Source organism: Roseovarius sp., from assembly GCF_048262375.1.
In the GTDB taxonomy this organism is placed as follows: domain Bacteria; phylum Pseudomonadota; class Alphaproteobacteria; order Rhodobacterales; family Rhodobacteraceae; genus Roseovarius.
In genome coordinates, this window is record NZ_JBLXFE010000014.1 from 16,371 (window position 1) to 37,921 (window position 21,551).

Consider the following 21,551-nt stretch of genomic DNA (forward strand, 5'->3'; position numbering starts at 1 on the left):
AGGCATCAACGCCGACAGAAGCGTCTAGAGGCACGGCACATGTCCACTCCTGATCCCCTGCCAGAGCGCTGTTCGCGTCTGCTAAATCGGCTCGCGGCGCGAAGAGCGGCGATGAGCCGCCCCGCCACAGCCTTTTTATCACAACCGGAACCGCGCAGCATTGGCTATCTCGCCCGAGGCCGACAACTTTGTGCGGGAAATTTCGTTTTTGCCGGGCATCTGGTAGAGGCTCCGGACACAAGTATCTGGGACCTTGATCCGCCCGACACAGGATTTGCGGCAGAATTACATGGCTTTGGCTGGCTGGACGATCTGGCCGCTGCGGGGGATGCGGCGGCGCGCAGACGGGCTCAAGCTTGGATATGGGCGTGGATCACGCGTTACGGCAATGGCACAGGACCGGGTTGGACGCCCGACCTAACCGGACGACGCTTGATTCGCTGGATCAGTCAGGCACTCTTTGTGTTAAGTGGTCAGCCGTCCGAGGCCTCAGGGCCGTTTTACCGCTCGATGGCACAGCAAACAGCTTTTCTCGCGCGTCGCTGGCAAGCGGCCCGTCCCGGCCTGCCACGGTTCGAGGCGCTGACGGGGCTCATCTATGCCGCCCTCTCTTTGGAGGGAATGAAACCACACTTGACCCCGGCGCTGATTGCACTTGCACGGGAATGTGATGGCCAAATAGATGCAATGGGCGGGTTGCCTACGCGAAACCCCGAAGAATTACTGGAAGTGTTCACCCTGCTGACATGGGCCGCCATGGCACTAAGCGAATCGGGCAGAACCGCAGGCGAGGCGCATTGGCGTGCCATCGAACGGATCGCTCCTACCCTGCGCAGCTTGCGGCATGCCGATGGTGGTCTGGCACGGTTTCATGGTGGCGGGCGCGGCCTTGAAGGACGACTTGACAGCGCGTTGGCTACCAGCGGCGTCAAAACCCGACGGATGGACGGCCTTGCCATGGGATTTGCACGCCTGAGCGCAGGACGAACCAGCCTGATCATCGACGCGGCCCCGCCCCCCACTGGCGCGGCCTCGGCAGGGGCGCATGCATCGACGTTAGCGTTTGAAATAACATCGGGGCGTCGTCCGCTGATCGTCAATTGCGGCTCGGGGCAAAGCTTTGGGTCTGAATGGCGGCGTGCGGGGCGTGCCACGCCATCGCATTCGGCTCTCGTGCTAGCCAACGGATCGAGTGCACGCCTGAGTAACGACAAACGGCATCCCGACTGGCTGAGCGAGGCACCGCGCTCTGTGCAGGTCAACCAGTCCAAGGCACCTGACGGGCTGCGGTTTGAGGGGGCGCATGAAGGGTATTTGCGCAGTCACGGACTGACTCATGTGCGGCAACTCGACCTGTCATCCGACGGGCGCGGGCTGGTCGGTGAAGAAATGCTTCTTGCCATTGATAACCCGGACAAGCGCCGGTTTGACCGGGCCCTGGACGAGACTCGAATGAAGGGCATTACCTATGATGTCCGGTTCCATCTGCACCCGGATGTGGATGCCTCAGTCGACATGGGCGGGGCAGCAGTATCGCTCGCGCTGCGCAGCGGTGAAATTTGGGTGTTCCGCAGCGACGGACAGGCCGCTTTGTCCTTGCAACCGAGTGTGTATCTTGAAAAAACGCGCCTCAAACCGCGTGCGACCAAACAGATCGTTTTATCCGGTCGCGCGATGGACTATGCGACGCATCTGAGATGGTCACTGGCCAAGGCGCAAGATACCCCCGTCGGCATCCGCGATGTCAACGAGTACGCGCTTGATCCCGTGGCCGACGAATGAAACGACCAAGGCAGGACCACCCAACATGACCGATCACGCGCCCATTACCCGTGCCCTTCTCTCTGTGTCTGACAAGACCGGGCTTATTGATCTGGGCCGCGCGCTCGTTGAACGTGGAGTAGAGCTCCTGTCAACCGGCGGCACAGCAAAGGCGCTACGCGATGCGGGGCTGTCCGTGCGCGATGTCTCCGAAGTCACAGGCTTTCCCGAGATGATGGACGGGCGGGTCAAGACGCTGCATCCGATGGTGCATGGCGGCCTTTTAGCCCTGCGCGACAACCCCGAGCATCAGGCGGCGATGCAGTCGCATGGGATCAGCCCGATAGACCTTTTGGTCGTGAACCTCTACCCGTTCGAAGAAACTGTCGCGCGCGGCGGCGACTATGACGACTGCGTCGAAAACATTGACATCGGTGGCCCTGCAATGATCCGAGCCGCCGCCAAGAACCACGCCCATGTCGCCGTGGTCGTGGATGTCGAGGATTACGATGCCCTGATCGGCGACATGGACCAGCACGGTGGGGCGACCTGCCCAAAGTTCCGCCGCAAGCTGGCACAACGCGCCTATGCCCGCACCGCCGCTTACGACGCAGCCGTCAGCACTTGGCTTGCCGGGGCTATCGACGACGCAACCCCGCGCCGCCGCGCCTTTGCAGGCACGTTGGCGCAAACGCTGCGCTATGGCGAGAACCCGCATCAGGCGGCAGCATTCTACACCGATGGATCGAACCGCCCCGGCGTCGCTACTGCACGGCAGGTGCAGGGCAAGGAACTGAGCTACAACAACATCAACGACACCGACGCGGCCTTTGAACTGGTGAGTGAATTTGCTTCAGGCGATGGCCCGGCCTGCGCCATCATCAAGCATGCCAATCCCTGCGGCGTCGCACGGGGCGCGGCACTGTTGGACGCCTACAAGCACGCCTTCGACTGTGACCGCACCTCTGCCTTTGGGGGCATCATTGCTCTTAATCAGCCGCTAGATGCTGCAACCGCAGAAGAAATCAGCCAAATTTTCACTGAGGTGGTGATTGCGCCGGGGGCAACCGAGGATGCAATGCGAATCTTCTCCCAAAAGAAGAACCTGCGTCTGCTCTTGACCGAAGGTCTGGCCGATCCGGTAACTGCAGGGCGGACGATCAAACAGGTCGCGGGCGGCTATCTCGTTCAGGACAAGGACAATGGACGGATCACGATCGAGGATCTGAAAGTTGTGACCAAGCGCGCGCCAAGCGATCGTGAACTTGCCGACATGCTCTTTGCTTGGAAAGTAGCAAAACACGTCAAGTCAAACGCGATTGTCTATGTCAAGGACGGGGCGACAGTCGGCGTTGGCGCAGGCCAGATGAGCCGCGTGGACAGTTGCCGTATCGCCGCGCGCAAGTCGATCGACATGGCGGAAACGCTAGGATTGTCGGCACCTCTGACACAAGGCAGCGTCGTGGCTTCGGATGCATTCTTTCCTTTTGCAGATGGGCTGTTGACGGCCGCCGAGGCAGGGGCAACGGCCGTAATCCAGCCGGGCGGGTCGATGCGCGATGACGAAGTTATTGCAGCGGCGGATGCGGCAGGGCTTGCCATGGTGTTCACCGGCATGCGCCATTTCAGACACTGACGCGCAGATGCGGATCGTTTTCTGGACGGCATTCTGGGTCTTTCTACTGGATCAGGCCACAAAATATCTGATCGTGCATGTTCTGGATCTGCGTACGTTGGGTACGATTGACGTTTTGCCGCCCTTCATCAACCTGCGCATGGCGTGGAATTACGGGATCAATTTCGGAATGTTGGCGGGCGATGGCCCGCTCACACGCTGGATATTGATTGCCGTAGCCTTGGTCATCTCGGGGGCCGTGCTTTGGTGGGTGCACACCGATCCTGCAGGTCGCTGGCATCGGCTCGCGGCTGGATTACTCGTCGGGGGCGCCCTTGGGAACGTCATCGACCGCTTGATCTATGGTGCGGTTGCAGACTTTTTGAACATGTCCTGCTGCGGCATCAACAATCCTTTTGCGTTCAACATCGCCGATATCGCAGTCTTTGTCGGGGCCTTTGGCATGGTTCTGTTGCCATCCGGCAAAAAGCCCTCGTGACCTTGGGCTTTGAATGCGATAAGGCTCAGGTGATTTTGCAGGAGAGTGGCGATGGCGATGCCGCATAAGACAATTCTGAGCCTTTTGGTAGTGACCGTGCTGGCCGGATGTGGCGGACGCGATGACGTTACGCTGAGCCGTATCCGTCATACGGGGAACGGGCCGGATGAGTTTTCGATCCTTCCCGGCAAGCCTCTGCAGACGCCCGAGAATCTTGCCAACTTGCCCACCCCCAATCCGGGTGGTGCCAACCTTACGGATCAGAATCCTCTGGCGGATGGATTGGCCGCTTTGGGTGGAAATCCAAACGGGGGCACCGCCAGCAACGGTGCTCTTGTCAATCACGCCAACCGATTTGGCGCCACGCCAAGCATTCGTCAGACCCTTGCCGCAGAGGACAAGGAATTGCGCCGTCAGCATGGGCGCGTCGACATCCTGCGCTTTCTACCTGGCGACGACTATGTGCAGGCCTATCGCCGCGAGTGGTTGGACGCCTATGCCGAGGAAGAGTGGATGCGCAACCGGGGTGTCCTGACCCCGGCCAGTCCGCCGGCACCCAAGTAACTTGTAAGTTGCTTGAAACTGCGCAGCCAAGACGTATCTACTAGTTCAAACGTCCCTCATCGACCGGAGATCGTATATGCGTCATTGTCTCGCCTGCCTTACGCTGGCCCTCAGCATTCTGTCAGCGCCCGCCACATTTGCCTTGACCGATGATAAGGTGACATCATTTGCGCTCGAAAACGGGCTTGAGGTCGTGGTGATTGAAGATCACCGTGCCCCTGTGGTCACGCAAATGCTGTGGTATCGTGCAGGATCAGCCGACGAGAAGCCGGGGGTATCCGGTGTTGCACATTTTCTCGAACATTTGCTGTTCAAGGGCACAAATACAGTAGCCCCGGGCGAGTTTTCGTCAACCGTCGCGCGGAACGGAGGCTCTGACAACGCCTTTACCAGCTATGATTACACGGCCTATTTTCAACGCATTGCTGCGGACAGATTAGAATTGGTGATGCGAATGGAGTCGGATCGCATGACCAATCTGCAACTTGATGAGAGCGATATTGCGACAGAGCGGGACGTGATCATCGAAGAACGCAATCAGCGGGTAGAGAACAGCCCGAGCGCGCTCTTTCGCGAGCAGAAAAACGCCATGCAATATCTGAATCACCGCTATGGCGTGCCGATTATCGGCTGGCGACACGAGATGGAGGCGCTCGATCTTGATGCCGCGCTTGATTTTTACGGCGAGTATTATGCCCCAAATAACGCCATCCTGATTATCGCTGGCGATGTCGTGCCAGAGACGGCGCGCGAATTGGCAGAAACCTATTACGGTCCCATCCCCGCCAATGCCAACCTACCCGAGCGCATCCGCCCACAAGAACCACCACAAATGGCGGAACGCCGGATCACATTTCAGGACGCGCGTGTTTCGCAACCCTATGTGAGCCGGTCCTATCTCGCACCCGAGCGTGACAGTGGGGCTCAGGATAAGGCAGCCGCGCTGACCCTGCTGGCTGATATTCTGGGAGGAGGTCAGACATCGGTCCTTGCCGAGAACTTGCAGTTCGAGAGCCAGACAGCGGTGCAAGTGGGGGCGTCGTATTCAGGTTCGTCGTTAGATGACACCACATTCGATCTTTACATCGTACCTGCCGCAGGCGTGACGCTGGAGCAGGCCGAGACAGCAATGGACGATGTTTTGACCACTTTTCTGGAAACAGGCGTTGACGCCGCGCAGCTAGAGCGGATCAAAATGCAGTTCCGCGCCTCTGAAATCTACGCCCGTGACGACGTCGGAGGCCTTGCAAACCGCTATGGTCAGGCGTTGACCCAAGGGCTGACAGTCGCCGATGTTCAGGCATGGCCTGACATCCTGCAAGCCACCACCGCAGATCAGATCATGCAGGCCGCACGCGAAGTCTTTGACCGCACCCAATCTGTAACCGGCTGGCTCATGGCACCGGAGGTCACACAATGATCCGTTTCGCTCTCAGTCTTATCCTCTTGCTGGCCGCTCTGCCCGCGCGCGCTGAGGTCGAGGTCAAGGAATTTACGACGCCAGGCGGTTTAAACGCGTGGTTGGTCGAGGACCACTCAATCCCGTTCGTAGCGCTAGAGTTACGGTTTCGCGGCGGCGGATCGCTTGATCCGGATGGCAAGCGCGGAGTGACCAATCTGATGGCCGCTCTGTTGGAAGAAGGCGCTGCGGATCTTGATGCCCAAGAGTTTGCCCGCGCGTCCGAGTCTCTCGCAGCCAATTTCCGCTATTCCGTAAACGATGACCGTGTGAGCGTTTCAGCCCAGTTTCTCACCGAAAATCGTGATCAGGCAGTCGATCTTCTGCGAAAAAGCCTGTTGCAGCCGCGCTTTGACCCCGACGCCATCGCGCGGGTGCGTGGGCAAGTTACTTCAATGATTAGCGCATCACAGACCAATCCACGCGATCTGGTCGGCAAAGCATTTGATAGCCTTGTTTTCGGCGATCATCCCTACGGCAGTTCACTTGATGGCACGATCGAAAGTGTCGCGGCGCTGACGCGCGAGGATATTGTCGCCGCGCATACGGCGGCCCTTGCACGTGACAGACTGTACATCAGTGCAGTGGGCGACATCACGGAAACGGATCTGGCAAAGCTTCTCGATCATCTGCTCGGCGCCCTGCCAGAAACAGGTGCCACGTTGCCTGTCACGGTCGACCCCAATCTACCCGGTGGGGTTCAGGTCATCGACTTTGCAACCCCACAATCCATCGTGACCTTTGCTCAAAAGGGCATTGACCGGGATCACCCCGATTTCTTTGCGGCGTATATCCTCAACTATATTCTAGGCGGCGGCGGGTTCGAGAGCCGTCTGATGACCGAGGTGCGCGAAAAGCGCGGACTGACCTATGGTGTCTATTCCTATCTGGCAGACAAGGATGCGGCACAGCTTTGGATGGGATCGGTCGCTTCTGCCAATGACCGCGTCGCCGAGGCTATTACCGTCATTCGCGCTGAATGGGGCCGGATGCGCAACGAGGGCGTGACCCTCGAAGAACTGGAGAACGCCAAGACCTATCTGACCGGAGCCTACCCGCTGCAATTTGAAGGCAACGGCCCGATTGCAGATATCGCCGTCGGCATGCAGATGGAGGGCCTTCCAACCGATTACATCTCCACGCGCAACGACAAAGTCAACGCAGTGACACTCGAGGACGTGAAACGGGTCGCGCGCGAATTAATGAGCCCCGAAGCTCTGACTTTTGTTGTGGTGGGACAACCTGACGGATTGGAAAGTTCCATCAACTAAAGGCTGGTACCGCTCAGCCCTGACGCAGCCCCACCCGCGTGAGGGCCGCGTCCAGCGCTGATATGTCCGCTACGTTGAGACGCACCGGCAGGGTCAGAACCTTGCGGCGAAATTCTTGTGGCAAGCGCACGGCGTCCTTTTCCGTTGTAACCAATTGTGCGCCGCGTAGACTGGCTTCGCGTTCGAGACGCGTTAACAGCCCTTGCGTGAAAGGTTGATGATCCTCGAAAGCCTCGCAACGCACCAACTCTGCCCCCAATTCCCGCAAGGCAGCAAAGAACTTGCCCGGATGTCCAATGCCAGCAAAGGCCAAGAGGCGCGCGCCTGCCCATTCCATTCCGGTCTTGAGCGGTTGCAAATCGCCCCGCAGATGAGGGAGATTGATCGACTTGCCCCAAAGGGTCGCAAATCGATCCTGCGCGTTGCGCGGCCCAATGGAAAGCAAGAGCTCCGCGCGTTCAAGGCCGGTTGCCACAGGCTCACGCAGGGGACCTGCCGGAATACACAGGCCATTGCCAAACCCGCGCACCGCATCGACGACAACAATGGAAATATCTTTGGCCAGTGACGGGTCTTGGAACCCGTCATCCATTACAATGCAGTCGAACGGAGGCTTACCCTCACGATCCGCAGACAACAGCGCGCGCGCGCCCTCAACCCGGTCACACGCAATCCAGGTGGGCGCGAAATCGGCTGCGAGCAAGGGCTCGTCTCCCACTTGCGCAGAGGTATGTCTGCGTGGATCGACCCGCAGAGGTCCAAGCCGCCCTCCGCCATGCCCAGACGACAAGATCGCAGGTTCGCGCCCCATACGATGTAGATGTGCGACCAAAGCCAGCACTGTGGGCGTCTTACCCGTGCCACCGGCATTGAGGTTGCCGACACAGATCACTGGCACCGGCGCGCGCCAAGCGGGGCCAGAGGCCAATCGCCGGGCAGTTGAGCGCGCATAGAACAAACCCAGAGGCGAAAGCAACCGCGCCGTTCGACCAGGGCGTTCAGGCGGGGTGAACCAATGGGCGGGGGATCTCATCGCTCGGCCTCCAACCGATCCAGCCGGTCCAACAGCATGTCCTGAATGCGGTCGGTCACAGCCGCGCCCTTGGACGCCACATCCCACGCGGCATGCGCCATGACCGCCGCTTGATCAGGGGCAATCAGACGTTGCACTGCTGCGGTCAGAGTTTGACTATCCCGAACGATCCGGGCCGCACCAGCCTCGGCATATCTGGAATAACGATTGAGATAACGACCAACGTTGGGACCATAAAGAATTGCCGAGCCATGCGCCGCTGGTTCATTTGGATCACGCCCGTACTGGCCAGACACCAGCGACGACCCCATGAATGTCACTGGCGAAAGCCTATACCAGAGCCCCATCTCGCCTTTGGTATCCGCAAGGATGACCTGTGTAGTTTCGCTCGGCAACTCTCCCTCGGACCAGATTGCAGTGCGCCAGCCTTGCGCGTCCAATACTGCACGAATCCCACCACAATCCTCCAAGTCGTCAGGTACAATAATCAATAGGCTTCGGTGGGCCAGACGGCTGACTTCGCGGTGGGTCTCGAGTACGGTGTCTAGTTCGGCCTTCTGGATCTTAGCCGCGAGCCACAGTGGGCGGCTTCGCAACAGACCCGCCATCTCTTCGCGCTCTGCAGAATTGAACGGCAGGGTCATCGCCCCTTCTTGGAACGCACCGGTCACCGATACGATACGCTCTGGGGCACCAAATCGGCGCACCAATCGCGCCGCGCCTTCGGTCCGGGTCAGTATCTCTGCAAACAGCCCTAGCACAGTACGGGGCATATCGGGAAACCAGCGCCAGCTGGCTCGCTCAAGATTGGGCTCGTCGGCATCCACCAGATAGAGCGGGATATTTTGCCGTGCCGCGCAGATTAGAAGAGCTGGCTTCAGATCACCACCCGTCCACAGACAGATATCAGGGCGCCAATGCTTTAGAAACGTTTCAGCGGCCGGGATATTATCCTCTGGCACCGATTGCCAAAGCACCGATCCTGCCGTGTCAAGCCGCACAGGCGTCTTGGACGTTGTAGTCAACAGAAGGTGCAATCCCTGCCGTTGGGATGCGAGCCGCTCCGCCAGATGCACCAGCGTATCAGCACGCGCGGCATCCACCGCATGTGCCCAGATCAATGGCCCCGGTGGACGCGCTTGATCCGGTATATCACCCGTTCTCCCGGCACGCCGGGCATAGGCCAGATAGGCCGCAAGGCTGAGTGAGCGGCTCATGCAGATTACCTCAAGGTCTCAGATGTCGTTGGTCGCACCGCCTGAGTCCACAGGTTGTGACAGTTGCAGACGAACACAGGCCCAAAGACATAATGCAGACAATTGGTCATGACCGTCCCTTGGGGTTGTCTCGGGCTAGGCGCACCCTATTGAGTTGCTCACGCAGGTCAAGCACTGCACATGATCTGGATGTGTCCCCTCTTCCAGGCAGATGGTGACGAAAAACCTTGAGTATTTCCAGAACAATGAAACGGGCAAGCGCGCGCATAGCTTTAGTTGTCTGTTGGAGTAGCACCATTAGCCAAACTCCCCCAAAGCGCCGAAAGGGCGGGGGCAATCAGCATGTCAGGGTCGAACACGCTTGGGGTGACGCCAAGAGTGGTCAACGCGGCAACATATCCGGAGGCCCGAGGCTCGGGCGCAATCAGACTAACGCTCTGGCCCAGCCAATAGGGCCGAGCGGCTGCCATTTCTGCTCCTAACAGAGATCCACTGAGTGCAGCTGCATTCCCAGCCACCTGTGCGGCGCGCAGATGGGCAGCCAGACGCTCTGGTCGAGATATGGTGTCAGAAATTGCGGTTTCACACGGTGGGAAAGCCCCACCCAGCATGGTTATGAGCTGCGGTGTCAGAAAGCTCTGGCAACTGACGGCCTCACCGGCACTCAAATGTATCCAATGGCTGAGTTCACCTCGCACCACCCACGCAACCCCGTCCCAATTCGTGCGCACTTGCGATAGTCCGATCAACAACAGCCGCACCCAGCCGTCGATCACATCTGGTGGGGTCTCTTGGGTAAGTCCGGCAAGACCATGATCGGCGTGCGGGACAAGCTGCGTGGGCAAAGGCTCGGAATAGCACTCTCCGATGCGGAATATATTCCGAGGGACCGGATCAATCTGCGCAAGCGCCGTTGCCGGATCGGGGGCAGTCCCTTCGTTGAGCACATGCGGCCCGCGCAAGACAAAGATGCGGGCCCTATCACCATCACGGCCAAGGACGGCCCAATCCGTCATTGGTTACGTTCAAGCTGCGCAACCAGGCCGGACATGTCGTACCCCGCGCTTGACGTGGAGCGCAGGATTTCGTCGCCCCCCAGTTCGTTGAAACGCGTCATGCTCCAGAGCATCGTGCACCGTGTTCCGGTGCGGCAATAGGCCAGCACGGGTTTGGGCAGTTCTTCGAGCGCCGCACGAAACGCAATAAGATCGGCTTCGGTCATTTGTCCTGAGACGATCGGCACAAAACGAACCTCAAGGCCATTGGCACGCGCGCAAGCGGCGACCTCATCATAAGGGGTCTGGCCAAAGTCCTCACCATCTGGTCGATTACACAAGATCGAACGAAACCCAGCGTCGACAATTTTGGAAACATCCGCGCAACTGATCTGCGGTGAAACGGTGAAGTCTTGGGTGATTGGGCGCAGGTCCATCAGGCTCTCCTTGGGCGTTTGCCTATCATATGCGCAAATCCAGAGATGAGTTCAATGGTGCGCGCAGAACCTGCGTCAGAGCCGCGCGCGGCGATACGCCACGCAAAATTGACGAAGAATCTTGCAGGAAGGGTGGAATTTCCCGCAAATTTGGCGCGATCGGCTCGTGAAATCCAGAAATCCGGGAAAACCGCAAAAGAAACCTCTGGTAGAGTGACATACCGGGGTGAAGTCTTAACACTCGGATAAGCAACAACAGTGAGGGAGATCCTGTTATGTCTGGAAAATTCGTCGTAGGCTATGACGGCAGCGTTTCATCAAGACGCGCATTGGAATTTGCGGTCGATCGGGCCCGTGCTCAGGGGGGTACGATCGTGCTGGCGCATGTGCTTGAATGGTCGCCTTATTCCTTCCTCACCCCAAGCGAGTTGGAAGAGCGGCACAAGCGTCGTCGCGAAGAGATGGAACGCGCTGAGAAGGCGATCACGTCGACCGTCGTGGCAGAACTTCAGGACGCCGGCATGCCAGTCGAAACCGTAATCCGGTATGGCAACACCGCCGATCTTCTGTGTCGGATCGCCAAGGAGCAGGACGCCGTTCAGATCATCATCGGGCGGGACGGTCAGTCAGCGATTGGTGCGCGGGTGTTCGGCTCTGTCGCCGGAGCACTCGTGCAGACGGCACCGGTGCCCTGCACCATCGTTCCGTAACAACAAGAAACAACAGGGATAACAACAATGAAACGACACGCATTTCCTGCGGCATTCGCTGCGGTTGCGGCCGCGTTCGTAGCGGCACCCGCTTACGCTCAATCCATTGATGAAAAGGTCAATCAGATTTTCGCAACGTCCACGGGCTGGTTCGTAAATCTGATCTTTTCCAACTTTCCGGGGACAACATTCCCGTGGATCGTGGCTTGGCTGGTGATCGGTGCGACAGTGTTCACACTCTATTTCGGATTTGTGCAATTCCGCGCGATTGGCCATTCCATCGCATTGGTCAAGGGCGACTACTCGGATCCGAATGATGCCGGAGAGGTCAGTCATTTTCAGGCGCTTGCCACGGCGCTCTCTGGCACAGTTGGGCTTGGCAATATCGCCGGCGTGGCCGTTGCGGTCAGCATCGGAGGGCCGGGTGCTACGTTCTGGATGATCCTCGCTGGTTTGATGGGCATGGCTTCAAAATTCACCGAATGTACATTGGGCGTCAAATACCGCAATGAATATCCAGACGGGCGCGTGTCCGGCGGACCAATGTATTACCTGACCAAAGGCTTTGCCGAACGTGGCATTCCAGGCGGAAAGATCCTCGCCGTCCTGTTCTCAATCTTCTGTATTCTCGGGGCATTGGGCGGCGGCAATATGTTTCAGGCCAATCAGGCACATCAGCAGATTTCCGGGATTGTTGGCGCCTATCCGGGCTGGATCACCGGGGTGATCTTTGCCGGTGTGGTCTTTGCGGTGATTGTTGGGGGCCTCAAATCCATCGCCAAGGTCACAGAAAAAATCGTTCCCTTCATGGGCATCCTCTATGTCGGCACTGCGCTGATTATCATTCTGATGAACGCCGATAAAATTGGTTGGGCCTTTGGCCAGATCTTTGACGGCGCGTTCACCGGGCTTGGTGTTGCAGGCGGTATGGTCGGCGCGCTGATCCAAGGGTTCAAGCGGGCGGCGTTCTCAAACGAAGCCGGCGTTGGTTCGGCTGCGATTGCGCACTCTGCGGTGCGTACCAAAGAGCCAATCACCGAAGGCTTCGTGTCGCTTCTCGAGCCTTTCATCGACACGGTCGTGATCTGCACCATGACGGCGCTTGTGATCATCATTACAGGTCAATTGGTGGCGGGGCCTGATGGCAATTACCTGCTCAATGAGGCAGGCACGGCCATCCAGACCGTCGGTGGCACTTCAGGTGTGGGCCTGACCTCGGCGGCCTTTGGCAGCGCGATCAGCTGGTTCCCCTATCTGCTGGCGCTAGCGGTGGTTCTGTTCGCCTTCTCAACAATGATCAGCTGGTCCTATTACGGCCTCAAGGCCTGGACCTACCTCTTCGGCGAAGGCGAAACTACGGAACTGGTGTTCAAGGTGATCTTCTGCATCTTCGTGGTGATCGGCGCGGCGGCCAATCTTGGGCCGGTGATTGATTTCTCGGATGCGGCGATCTTTGCCATGGCGGTGGTCAACATCATCGGTCTCTATTTCCTGATGCCAATCGTCAAGCGCGAGCTCAACAGCTACCTCAGCCGCCTGAAATCCGGCGAGATCACGAAATACGAGTAAATCAGGCGCTTTCATGCAATACTCAGGGGCCAGCGAACATCCGCTGGCCCCTTTGGTTTCCCGGGAATCGTGCATAGGTGACACACAGCCCAATACGACCATTTCCCATAAGGAGGATACGTCATGGACAAAGACGCTTATCAGGCAAAACTGCACGCCCAACTCGACCAATGGAAAGCCGAGATCGACAAGCTTCAGGCGAAATCGCGCGAGGCCTCTGCCGACATGCAGATCAAATACCAAGAGCAGATCAAGATCCTGCGCGAAAAGCGCGCCGAGATGGAAACCGAGTATGACAAGATACAGGCGGCCAGCCTTGAAGCATGGAAAGATTTCAAGACCGGCACCGATCAGGCTTGGGACAACATGTCCAAAGCCATGAAATCAGCCTGGAGCCGGTTCAGCTAAGACGTGATCGGAAAACGAACCAAGCGCCCCTTAGGGCGCTTGGTATGGCTCAGGCCGCCGCGAACCCGGCATCGAGCGATGACAGAATGACGTCGATTTCCGCCTCGGAAATCACCAAGGGCGGCGACATCAGGATGTTATGCGCCCCCAGACGCACCATCGCGCCCGCCTCATAGGTCGCCTGATGCACCCGCTTCATGGTCGCGGCATCCATCGGCGTCTTCTTCTCGCGGTCGCTGACCAGTTCGATCCCCATCATCAAACCATGACCGCCACGCACATCGCCGATGATGTCATATTTCTCGGCCAGCTTGCAGACCCCGTCATAGAGCTGCTTGCCACGTACCGCCGCGTTGCTCTTGGTGTCGAGGCGCAACGTTTCGCTGAGGCAGGCCACAACTGCCGCCGCTCCTACTGGATGCGCCGAATAGGTGTAGCCGGTCCAGATGCTGCCTTCGGGGCCAGCCTTTTCAAAAACATCGGCGATTTTATCGCCCAGAACGACGCCCCCAACAGGAAAATACCCACTGGTAATACCTTTGGCGATAGTCATCATATCAGGCCGCACGCCCCAATGGCGCGCTCCTGTCCAATCGCCGGTGCGGCCAAAGCCGGTGATCACCTCGTCCGAAATCATCAGGATTCCGTAACGGTCACACACATCGCGCATCAGCCGCATAAAGCTGGCATCGGGCACGATTACACCGCCCGCACCTTGGATCGGCTCCATGATGAAGGCGGCGATGGTCGAAGGGTCCTGAAACTCGATCTCATCCACCATCGCGGCCGCGATCTTTTGGGCAAGCTTCGCAGGGTCCGTTTCGTCAAAGGGATTGCGATAGGTGTACGGGCTCGGCAGGTGGAAACACCCCGGCAACAGCGGCTCATAGGTTATACGGAAACGGTTATTTCCATTGACCGAAGCGCCACCCCAGTGAGTGCCGTGATACCCCTTCTTGAGGCTCAGAAACTTGGTCCGTGTGGGCTCACCGCGCAGGCGGTGATACTGTCGCGCCATGCGCAGGGCCGTATCCACGCTGTCGGACCCGCCCGAAGTGAAGAATACCCGCGTCATTCCATCCTCGGCAAAGAATTCCTGCACCGCATAGGACGCCTCAATAGCTGCCGGGTTGGTGGTGCCCGCAAAGGCTGAATAATACGGGAGCTGCCAAAGTTGATCGGTCATCGCCTGCTTGATCACATCGTTGGAATAGCCAAGGTTGACGCACCACAGCCCCCCGACAGCATCCACCGGATCATGCCCGTCTATATCTGTGATCCGCACGCCTGCGGCGCTCTTGATGATCTTGGGCGCGTTGACCTGCTGCTCGCCGGGGTGGCCCATCGGGTGCCACAGGTGTCGCGCGTTCATCTCACGCAGGAAATTGTCGTCTTTCATTGGGGTACTCCGGCACGTGTAATTTGATCAAATTCTGCCACTGGCGCAAAAGACTGTCCAGAGGGATAAATGGGCCAGGACCATCAATCCCGACCCACATACTCTGTGCGGAGTTACTCCGCCAGTTTTTCGTCAATGATGGCCTTTAGCTCATCATAGGCCATGTTCGAGTATTTCTGATCGTTGATCACCAGCGTCGGTGTAGAGTTCACGTCATGTGCCTCGGCATTCTCCTGATACCAAGCAACAAGCGTCTTGGCCTTTTCATTGTCGTTAAGACAGGCCTCAATCGCATCAGGCTCAAGCCCTGCAACCTTGCCAATACGGCGCAGATTGTCAGCGATCTGTGCGGGCTCCCCTTGGGTCCACTCGCGCTGCTGCTCATAGATCATGTCCGAGATCCCAAAAAACTTCTCTTGCCCACCACACCGGGCCACCATTGACGCCCAGAGACCGAAGCGGTCGAAATAGACGTCGCGATAGATGAAGTGCACCTTGTCCGTGTCGATATAATCGGCCTTGAGCTGCTTGAGCGGCCCTTTGTGAAAATTCGCGCAATGTGGGCAGGTGAAGGACGCGTATTCGATGATAGTCACCTTGGCATCTTCGGGACCCATCGTCATCTCGACGATCTGCGACGTATCAGGGGCTGCTTCTTGCGCCATCACAGGGCCCGTCAGCATGGCAAGGACAAGCGCCCCGGTTGCGATCAGTTGTTTCATCACGTTTTCCTTGGTCTGATTGGGAAGTTCAGCGTTGCGATTTTGTTAACACGTTGCGCGCCAGCGTTTCCAGCGCTGCGCGCAACCCATCATCCGTGACAGGCGCAGCCAAGCTGCTGGCCGCTTGCAAGGTTTCAGGCGCCAATGCGGGGGGGGCTGAGACCTTGGGGCGGTAAGTGAAGTCCACCTGCCCTTCGGCAAAGCCCACAGGGGCCGTCTGGGTGATTCGAATGCGCGCGATGGCATTGTATCCGTAGACGGCATTGACCCGCTCACGCAGCTTGTCTTTTTGCATCTCAAGCATCGGTGCCTGTGCTCCGGTGGTCAGCAAGGTTAGCGTGGCCCCCATCCCCTGCCGTGCATAAGACACATCGACAGGGCGCGCTATCGCGGCGATATCCTCACCCACAACTTCTGTCCAATGGGTCAAAAGACGCGATTGCGTAAAACCACGCGTTTCAGAGGCGCGGCGTATACTGGTTTGCAGCAGCGCCGAGGTGCGTTTGAACCCATATGTCGTGGCCTTGCGGGCGGTCATGGTTGGCACTCTCCTCACTGGCGCTAATCTATGCCATGTGGCAGGGGATGCCAGACCTGATTGCGAGGCAAGGGGATAAACTATGCGTTATGACGTTGAGGCGCGGATCCTGCTGGACTGGTATGATAGACATGCCCGCGATTTACCTTGGCGCGTCAGTCCCGGCGCGCGGGCGGCGGGAGAGCGCTCTGATCCCTATCGTATCTGGCTCAGTGAGGTCATGCTGCAACAGACCACGGTTGCAGCTGTTCAGGAGTATTTTACCCGGTTCACGACACTCTGGCCAAACGTAGGCGATCTGGCGGCAGCAGAGGATGGGCGGGTGATGGGCGAATGGGCAGGCCTTGGCTATTACGCCCGTGCCCGAAATCTCTTGAAATGCGCGCGCGTGGTTGTGGCTGATCACGGCGGACGATTTCCTGACACATTGGAAGGCCTGCGCGCCTTGCCGGGCATTGGGCCCTATACGGCGGCTGCGATTGCAGCGATTGCCTATGACCAGCCAGAGGTGGTTGTAGATGGCAATGTCGAGCGGGTGATGGCACGTATCCATGACATCCATACGCCACTGCCCACTGCCAAACGTGAATTGACCGAAGCGGCAGCACGGCTTACGCCGCATGAACGTCCCGGCGACTATGCACAGGCGGTGATGGATCTGGGTGCCACGATTTGCACGCCGAAATCCCCGGCTTGCGGGATATGCCCTTGGATGAAACCCTGCATGGCACGCCGCGCGGGGACGGCGGCAGAACTGCCCAAAAAACTGGCCAAACCGGTCAAGCCGGTCAGATTTGGCTACGCTTATGTGGCGCAACGTGAGGACGGTGCGTGGCTGCTGGAGCGTCGGCCTGATAAAGGTCTTTTGGGCGGAATGCTGGGGTGGCCCAACAGCGATTGGAATAATGCGCCAAACCCCGCCCCCCCAATTGACGGTGATTGGCGACGCCTCGATGCTGAGGCGCGTCACACCTTTACCCATTTTCATCTTCGCTTGATTGTGTGCGTTGCGCGACTTCCTCGCCACACGCAACCGCAACGGGGCGCGTTTATGCCTGCAGAGGTTTTTCGCCCGGCGGAATTACCCACCGTCATGCGAAAGGTATTTGACCTCGCTCATGGCGCGCTAAAAGATATGAAGTGATGTGACAGTGATATTTTCAAGGAATGCATATGATCGCCGCAACTCGGGTCGCCCAAATCAAACGCGCCCTACCTTTTTGGATGTCTCTCTTGCTGATGCCGGTGGCGGTATTGGGGGCCTTGAAGGGCAGTTGGACTGTAGTTTTGCTTCCCGTGATGACCTGGCACCTCTTTTCCATCCTTGACGCCTTTCTGGGTCTCTATTCCGAAAACGCAGACCCGGATACACGCGAGGATCAGCTTGCGTGGTACAGGGCCATCACGCTTGTCTGGCCACCGCTGCAATTTGGACTGCTCTACTGGCTGATCTGGTATGTGACAGGACCGGGCGACGCACATCTCAGCCCGCTTGAAACCATCGTTCTTTTCTTCGGGATCGGCGTGATCGGCGGCACGGTGGGTATCAACTATAGCCACGAACTGATGCATCAGAAAAACAAGAGCGAGCGGTTCTTGGGCGATTTGCTGTTGGCTATGGTTCTCTACTCGCATTTCCGATCAGAGCATCTCCTGGTGCATCATCGTTATGTCGGAACACCGCGCGACCCCGTGACAGCCCGATATAACGAGGGGTTTCATAGGTTCTTTCCCCGCGTGCTGAGAGAGTGCTGGCGGTCAGCGTTCAAGGCCGAACGCGACATGCTGGCGCGACGCGACCGCCCTTGGCACGATCTGAGAAACCCGTTTTTCAGGTATTGGGCGCTGCAAGGGTTCATGCTGCTATTGGCGCTACTGATTGGCGGTTGGATCGGTCTTGCGCTCTTTCTCTGGCAGGCGTTCATCGCGGTCTGGCAGTTGGAACTGGTGAATTACATTGAGCATTACGGCCTCACGCGCAAACACTTGGGTCAGGGAAATTACGAACATGTTATGCCGCGCCACAGTTGGAATGCCGCGCACAAGGCTTCCAACTGGCTTTTGATTAACCTGCAACGCCACTCGGATCATCATTACAAACCCGACCGCCGCTTTCCGCTCTTGCAGACCTACACTCACGCAGATGCGCCACAACTGCCCTATGGCTATCCAATGATGACCATGGCGGCGATGGTACCACCAATATGGCGCCGGGTGATGAATCCGCGCGTGCGCCGTTGGCGCCAGATGTATTATCCAGAGATCACCGATTGGCGGCTCTACAACGCGGCGACAAATCCAACGCCACGCTGAATTGGAAAGATTGGGGAATCCAGTCGGGTTCCCGACAATGAGGTTGGATCAAGCAGCCTGATCAAGAAGATGGCCGGTTTTCACATATATAAGACACCCTTCGTCTGAAAACGGTTTGTGCTCAGAAAGGTGAGGGCTTCTCAGCCATGTGCCTGCCGGATAGGTGCCATGCTCGTCCGCAAAAGTGCCTTCGACAACAAAAATCTCCTCACCGCCCCAATGTCGGTGCGCGGTGAATCGCGTGCCGGGGGCCCATCTTACGAGAGCTACGTTTTCGTTTACAGCGGTATGGAGTGGCAGCACACTGAGGCCGTCAACCAGACCGGGTCGAAACTCAGCGGTACGGGTGTCAATGTGGAACTGTTCGGTGTCTGTGACGTCGAATTGATAGAGCTTCACAAGGATCGTGCAGCCCTCTTTGGTGTGGGGCTTGTGGCTGGTACCGATGGGATTGCGCACATACGATCCCGCTGGATAATCACCGCTTTCGTCCGAAAACACGCCCTCAAGCACGAGAAACTCCTCGCCTCCGCCATGTGTATGCGCTTCGAAATATGACTCTGGGGCAAACCGGACAATCGTTGTCGCACGCGCAACCTCTTGGCCGATTCGGTCCAACATCATACGTTCGACACCAGTGGCCGGCGATTGCACCCAATTATAATCTTGTGGGCGGATCACGACACGTTGGGAAAAATCAGCATTCAGTCGCATTCTGTGTCCCCTGATCTGTCTGTTTCCCAGAGATAACCTTGTGCAGCAAAAGATCAATCCATCCTACGTGCCCAAGAGTCCAAAAGAAAACCCCCGCACGCCTGAGGCTGCGGGGGTTCATTAATCCATGTGTCGAGAGTTTAACTGATCTTCTTACCCTTGATCGGCGCCCATATCCGCTTGTTGGTCAGATAGAGCAAGACCGACAGGATGGTCAAAAAGATCACACCGGTCAGGCCTGCATGCTTACGCGCCATCATCTTAGGCTCTGCGGCCCACATCAGGAAAGCCGCCACATCTTGGGCCTCTTGCTCCAACGAGGCCTCTGTACCGTCGTCAAACTCAACATCGTCGCCCCAGAGCGGCTGCCCCATAGCGATCCAGCTTCCAGGCACCGTGTGATGCCCATGCTCGTCCTTGCATTCTTCCGGATAGCCACCAGCGGTGAAGGCCGCGTTATACGACCCGGTGAAATCCTCAGGCGCACATTCGGGCGCTTCGTGATAGCCGGTCATCAGCGAGTAGATGTACTCTGATCCACCCATGCCATTGAAAAGCTGGCTGAGACCTGTGCCATAAGGCCCATGGAATCCGGCCCGCTTCTTAGCCATGAGGCTGAGGTCAGGAGCACCCGCAGAGGTCACAGCCGGGAAATGATCGGTCGGAGTCGCCGGACGGTAATCGTCGAGTTCCGGATCGAACACTTCAAACTGGCCCGCATAGGCACGAACCTGATCAGCGGGCAAGTGAGGCCCACCTTCATCCCCCAAGGTGCGCAGCGGTACGTACTGCATGCCATGACACGCGGCACAGACTTGGGTGTAAATCTTCAAACCACGCTGAAGTTGGTTCTGGTCGAACTTGCCAAACGGGCCTTCAAAAGAGAAGGCGACGTCCTCGATATGCCCTTCGGCCCCGGCTGCCAATGCACCACCAGCGGAGAGGGACAGGGCCACAAGGGCCGCAATGCCTGTTTTCTTGAACATTGTTCCTCGTCCTTTCTTATTCGGCGGGCGAATGTGCCTTGCCATAATGTGCATCGAAGTCTTCCTCGATGGTGGCAGGCTGGGCCTCGGGTTTCTCGATCACGCCCAACAGTGGCAGGATCACTAGGAAGTAAGCGAACCAATAGGCAGACGCAATCAACGAGATGGTCGAATAGGGAGGCTCGGCGGGCATTGCCCCCACCCACATCAGGACAACAAAGTCTATCGCCAGAAGCCAGAACCACCACTTGAACATCGGACGATAGCGGCCTGAGCGCACCGAAGACGTATCCAACCACGGCGCCAGAGCCATCACTGCAATCGCGCCAAACATGGCCAGCACGCCAAAGAACTTCGCATCGACGATACCACCTGTGATCCAGTTTGCGAACATTACCACCCAAACATCAGCGGTAAATGCACGCAGAATCGCGTAGAATGGCAGGAAGTACCATTCCGGCACGATGTGCGCGGGCGTAACCAGCGGATTGGCCTCGATGTAGTTGTCGGGGTGACCCAGATAGTTGGGCATGAAGCCGACAATTGCAAAGAACACAACCATGATCACTGCAAGGGCAAAGAGATCCTTGATCACGAAATAAGGCCAGAACGACACGGTGTCCTTTTCCGCTTCAGCCTTGGAACTGCGGCGCACATCAACACCGGTCGGGTTGTTGTTGCCCGTGGTGTGAAACGCCCAGATATGCAGTGCAACAAGCGCCGCAATCACGAAGGGCAGCAGATAATGCAGCGAGAAGAAGCGGTTCAGCGTGGCATTGTCCACCGCAGGCCCACCCAAAAGCCAAGTCTGGATCGATTCACCGATGAGAGGGATCGCCCCAAAGAGACCGGTGATCACTGTGGCACCCCAGAATGACATCTGCCCCCATGGCAGCACATAACCCATAAATGCCGTGCCCATCATCGCGAGGTAGATCAACATGCCGATAATCCATGTCACCTCACGCGGGGCTTTGTATGAGCCGTAATAAAGACCGCGGAAGATGTGCAGATAAACCGCCACAAAGAACAGGGATGCACCGTTCATATGCAGGTAGCGAATAAAGTGGCCGCCGTTCACGTTACGCATGATGTGCTCGATCGAGGCAAAGGCCAAATCGACATGCGGTGTGTAATGCATCACCAGAATAATGCCGGTGACGATTTGCAGCACCAGACAGAAAGTCAGAACGATACCCCAGATCCACATCCAGTTCAGATTCTTGGGCGTGGGGATCATAATGGTGTCATAGAGCAAGCCAACGATAGGCAGGCGCGAATGAAGCCATTTCTCGGCGCCCGTCTTGGGCTCGTAATGATCGTGCGGAATTCCGGACATTT

The 21,551-nt window shown here is 57.8% G+C and carries 21 protein-coding genes; 11 read left to right on the forward strand and 10 right to left on the reverse strand.

The annotated features are described in order from the left end of the window. Positions 1-39: 39 nt before the first annotated feature. From ACN0SW_RS14555 to ACN0SW_RS14580, 6 genes are all read left to right on the forward strand, one after another. Positions 40-1,782 carry a heparinase II/III family protein gene (locus ACN0SW_RS14555; protein ID WP_417728652.1) on the forward strand — a complete coding sequence of 581 codons (1,743 nt, stop codon included), beginning with the start codon at positions 40-42 and terminating at the stop codon, positions 1,780-1,782. Positions 1,783-1,807: 25 nt separating this feature from the next. Beyond that, the gene (gene purH / locus ACN0SW_RS14560) at positions 1,808-3,397 is read left to right on the forward strand and encodes a bifunctional phosphoribosylaminoimidazolecarboxamide formyltransferase/IMP cyclohydrolase (protein ID WP_417728653.1); all 1,590 of its coding nucleotides are present in this window, start codon (positions 1,808-1,810) and stop codon (positions 3,395-3,397) included. A 7-nt stretch (positions 3,398-3,404) separates the two neighbouring features. Next, positions 3,405-3,875 carry a signal peptidase II gene (lspA, locus tag ACN0SW_RS14565; RefSeq protein WP_417728654.1) on the forward strand — a complete coding sequence of 157 codons (471 nt, stop codon included), beginning with the start codon at positions 3,405-3,407 and terminating at the stop codon, positions 3,873-3,875. Between the two features lie 51 nt (positions 3,876-3,926). Further along, positions 3,927-4,439 carry a DUF3035 domain-containing protein gene (locus ACN0SW_RS14570; RefSeq protein WP_417728655.1) on the forward strand — a complete coding sequence of 171 codons (513 nt, stop codon included), beginning with the start codon at positions 3,927-3,929 and terminating at the stop codon, positions 4,437-4,439. A 76-nt stretch (positions 4,440-4,515) separates the two neighbouring features. After that, complete coding sequence (locus tag ACN0SW_RS14575; protein WP_417728656.1) at positions 4,516-5,859, forward strand: M16 family metallopeptidase; 1,344 nt, start codon at positions 4,516-4,518, stop codon at positions 5,857-5,859. Further along, positions 5,856-7,169, forward strand: coding sequence for a M16 family metallopeptidase (locus ACN0SW_RS14580; protein ID WP_417728657.1), 1,314 nt, complete (start codon positions 5,856-5,858; stop codon positions 7,167-7,169). Before ACN0SW_RS14575 ends, ACN0SW_RS14580 begins: the two co-directional genes overlap by 4 nt. Positions 7,170-7,182: 13 nt before the next feature. Here the strand turns inward: ACN0SW_RS14580 and lpxK are convergent, their stop codons facing one another. The 4 genes from lpxK to ACN0SW_RS14600 form a co-directional block, all read right to left on the reverse strand. Further along, positions 7,183-8,202, reverse strand: coding sequence for a tetraacyldisaccharide 4'-kinase (gene lpxK, locus ACN0SW_RS14585; RefSeq protein ID WP_417728658.1), 1,020 nt, complete (start codon positions 8,200-8,202; stop codon positions 7,183-7,185). Further along, complete coding sequence (locus ACN0SW_RS14590; protein WP_417728659.1) at positions 8,199-9,419, reverse strand: 3-deoxy-D-manno-octulosonic acid transferase; 1,221 nt, start codon at positions 9,417-9,419, stop codon at positions 8,199-8,201. Before ACN0SW_RS14590 ends, lpxK begins: the two co-directional genes overlap by 4 nt. A 272-nt stretch (positions 9,420-9,691) precedes the next feature. Continuing rightward, entirely contained in the window at positions 9,692-10,435 is a 744-nt protein-coding gene (locus ACN0SW_RS14595; RefSeq protein WP_417728660.1) for a 2-dehydro-3-deoxygalactonokinase, read from the reverse strand. Beyond that, positions 10,432-10,851 carry a TIGR01244 family sulfur transferase gene (locus ACN0SW_RS14600; protein WP_417728661.1) on the reverse strand — a complete coding sequence of 140 codons (420 nt, stop codon included), beginning with the start codon at positions 10,849-10,851 and terminating at the stop codon, positions 10,432-10,434. Before ACN0SW_RS14600 ends, ACN0SW_RS14595 begins: the two co-directional genes overlap by 4 nt. Positions 10,852-11,126: 275 nt before the next feature. Here ACN0SW_RS14600 and ACN0SW_RS14605 point away from each other — a divergent pair, with 275 nt between their 5' ends. From ACN0SW_RS14605 to ACN0SW_RS14615, 3 genes are all read left to right on the forward strand, one after another. Continuing rightward, the gene (locus ACN0SW_RS14605) at positions 11,127-11,561 is read left to right on the forward strand and encodes a universal stress protein (RefSeq protein ID WP_417728662.1); all 435 of its coding nucleotides are present in this window, start codon (positions 11,127-11,129) and stop codon (positions 11,559-11,561) included. A gap of 27 nt (positions 11,562-11,588) precedes the next feature. After that, a complete protein-coding gene (locus tag ACN0SW_RS14610; protein ID WP_417728663.1) occupies positions 11,589-13,130 on the forward strand; it encodes an alanine/glycine:cation symporter family protein in 1,542 nt (513 codons plus the stop codon). Between the two features lie 123 nt (positions 13,131-13,253). After that, entirely contained in the window at positions 13,254-13,538 is a 285-nt protein-coding gene (locus tag ACN0SW_RS14615; protein ID WP_417728664.1) for a hypothetical protein, read from the forward strand. A 49-nt stretch (positions 13,539-13,587) separates the two neighbouring features. Here ACN0SW_RS14615 and ACN0SW_RS14620 read toward each other — a convergent pair whose 3' ends face one another. The 3 genes from ACN0SW_RS14620 to ACN0SW_RS14630 form a co-directional block, all read right to left on the reverse strand. Continuing rightward, on the reverse strand, positions 13,588-14,937 hold the full coding sequence (locus ACN0SW_RS14620; protein ID WP_417728665.1) for an aminotransferase class III-fold pyridoxal phosphate-dependent enzyme: 1,350 nt from the start codon (positions 14,935-14,937) through the stop codon (positions 13,588-13,590). A 113-nt stretch (positions 14,938-15,050) separates the two neighbouring features. Then, entirely contained in the window at positions 15,051-15,659 is a 609-nt protein-coding gene (locus ACN0SW_RS14625; RefSeq protein ID WP_417728666.1) for a DsbA family protein, read from the reverse strand. Positions 15,660-15,687: 28 nt separating this feature from the next. After that, positions 15,688-16,197 (reverse strand): DUF721 domain-containing protein, encoded by a 510-nt coding sequence (locus tag ACN0SW_RS14630; RefSeq protein ID WP_417728667.1) that lies wholly within the window; start codon positions 16,195-16,197, stop codon positions 15,688-15,690. Between the two features lie 82 nt (positions 16,198-16,279). On the opposite strand from ACN0SW_RS14630, the gene mutY reads away from it, so the two are divergent. Then, positions 16,280-17,341, forward strand: coding sequence for an A/G-specific adenine glycosylase (gene mutY, locus ACN0SW_RS14635; RefSeq protein ID WP_417728668.1), 1,062 nt, complete (start codon positions 16,280-16,282; stop codon positions 17,339-17,341). A 29-nt stretch (positions 17,342-17,370) separates the two neighbouring features. Further along, complete coding sequence (locus ACN0SW_RS14640) at positions 17,371-18,510, forward strand: alkane 1-monooxygenase (RefSeq protein WP_417728669.1); 1,140 nt, start codon at positions 17,371-17,373, stop codon at positions 18,508-18,510. Between the two features lie 48 nt (positions 18,511-18,558). Here the strand turns inward: ACN0SW_RS14640 and ACN0SW_RS14645 are convergent, their stop codons facing one another. From ACN0SW_RS14645 to petB, 3 genes are all read right to left on the reverse strand, one after another. Then, positions 18,559-19,224: a cupin domain-containing protein gene (locus tag ACN0SW_RS14645; RefSeq protein WP_417728670.1), complete on the reverse strand. Its 666-nt coding sequence runs from the start codon at positions 19,222-19,224 to the stop codon at positions 18,559-18,561. Between the two features lie 140 nt (positions 19,225-19,364). Continuing rightward, on the reverse strand, positions 19,365-20,210 hold the full coding sequence (locus ACN0SW_RS14650) for a cytochrome c1 (protein WP_417728671.1): 846 nt from the start codon (positions 20,208-20,210) through the stop codon (positions 19,365-19,367). A gap of 16 nt (positions 20,211-20,226) precedes the next feature. Further along, a complete protein-coding gene (petB, locus tag ACN0SW_RS14655; protein ID WP_417728672.1) occupies positions 20,227-21,549 on the reverse strand; it encodes a cytochrome b in 1,323 nt (440 codons plus the stop codon). Positions 21,550-21,551: the final 2 nt, after the last annotated feature.

What these genes read in the sequence shown, in the direction of transcription:
- lpxK (WP_417728658.1), bottom strand. Translation starts at nt 8,202, where the DNA reads ATGAGATCCCCCGCCCATTGGTTCACCCCGCCTGAACGCCCTGGTCGA.
- mutY (WP_417728668.1), top strand. Translation starts at nt 16,280, where the DNA reads ATGCGTTATGACGTTGAGGCGCGGATCCTGCTGGACTGGTATGATAGA.
- ACN0SW_RS14570 (WP_417728655.1), top strand. Translation starts at nt 3,927, where the DNA reads ATGGCGATGCCGCATAAGACAATTCTGAGCCTTTTGGTAGTGACCGTG.
- ACN0SW_RS14630 (WP_417728667.1), bottom strand. Translation starts at nt 16,197, where the DNA reads ATGACCGCCCGCAAGGCCACGACATATGGGTTCAAACGCACCTCGGCG.
- ACN0SW_RS14580 (WP_417728657.1), top strand. Translation starts at nt 5,856, where the DNA reads ATGATCCGTTTCGCTCTCAGTCTTATCCTCTTGCTGGCCGCTCTGCCC.
- ACN0SW_RS14645 (WP_417728670.1), bottom strand. Translation starts at nt 19,224, where the DNA reads ATGCGACTGAATGCTGATTTTTCCCAACGTGTCGTGATCCGCCCACAA.
- ACN0SW_RS14600 (WP_417728661.1), bottom strand. Translation starts at nt 10,851, where the DNA reads ATGGACCTGCGCCCAATCACCCAAGACTTCACCGTTTCACCGCAGATC.
- ACN0SW_RS14605 (WP_417728662.1), top strand. Translation starts at nt 11,127, where the DNA reads ATGTCTGGAAAATTCGTCGTAGGCTATGACGGCAGCGTTTCATCAAGA.
- ACN0SW_RS14610 (WP_417728663.1), top strand. Translation starts at nt 11,589, where the DNA reads ATGAAACGACACGCATTTCCTGCGGCATTCGCTGCGGTTGCGGCCGCG.
- ACN0SW_RS14590 (WP_417728659.1), bottom strand. Translation starts at nt 9,419, where the DNA reads ATGAGCCGCTCACTCAGCCTTGCGGCCTATCTGGCCTATGCCCGGCGT.
- ACN0SW_RS14615 (WP_417728664.1), top strand. Translation starts at nt 13,254, where the DNA reads ATGGACAAAGACGCTTATCAGGCAAAACTGCACGCCCAACTCGACCAA.
- purH (WP_417728653.1), top strand. Translation starts at nt 1,808, where the DNA reads ATGACCGATCACGCGCCCATTACCCGTGCCCTTCTCTCTGTGTCTGAC.
- ACN0SW_RS14650 (WP_417728671.1), bottom strand. Translation starts at nt 20,210, where the DNA reads ATGTTCAAGAAAACAGGCATTGCGGCCCTTGTGGCCCTGTCCCTCTCC.
- ACN0SW_RS14640 (WP_417728669.1), top strand. Translation starts at nt 17,371, where the DNA reads ATGATCGCCGCAACTCGGGTCGCCCAAATCAAACGCGCCCTACCTTTT.
- petB (WP_417728672.1), bottom strand. Translation starts at nt 21,549, where the DNA reads ATGTCCGGAATTCCGCACGATCATTACGAGCCCAAGACGGGCGCCGAG.
- lspA (WP_417728654.1), top strand. Translation starts at nt 3,405, where the DNA reads ATGCGGATCGTTTTCTGGACGGCATTCTGGGTCTTTCTACTGGATCAG.
- ACN0SW_RS14620 (WP_417728665.1), bottom strand. Translation starts at nt 14,937, where the DNA reads ATGAAAGACGACAATTTCCTGCGTGAGATGAACGCGCGACACCTGTGG.
- ACN0SW_RS14575 (WP_417728656.1), top strand. Translation starts at nt 4,516, where the DNA reads ATGCGTCATTGTCTCGCCTGCCTTACGCTGGCCCTCAGCATTCTGTCA.
- ACN0SW_RS14555 (WP_417728652.1), top strand. Translation starts at nt 40, where the DNA reads ATGTCCACTCCTGATCCCCTGCCAGAGCGCTGTTCGCGTCTGCTAAAT.
- ACN0SW_RS14625 (WP_417728666.1), bottom strand. Translation starts at nt 15,659, where the DNA reads ATGAAACAACTGATCGCAACCGGGGCGCTTGTCCTTGCCATGCTGACG.
- ACN0SW_RS14595 (WP_417728660.1), bottom strand. Translation starts at nt 10,435, where the DNA reads ATGACGGATTGGGCCGTCCTTGGCCGTGATGGTGATAGGGCCCGCATC.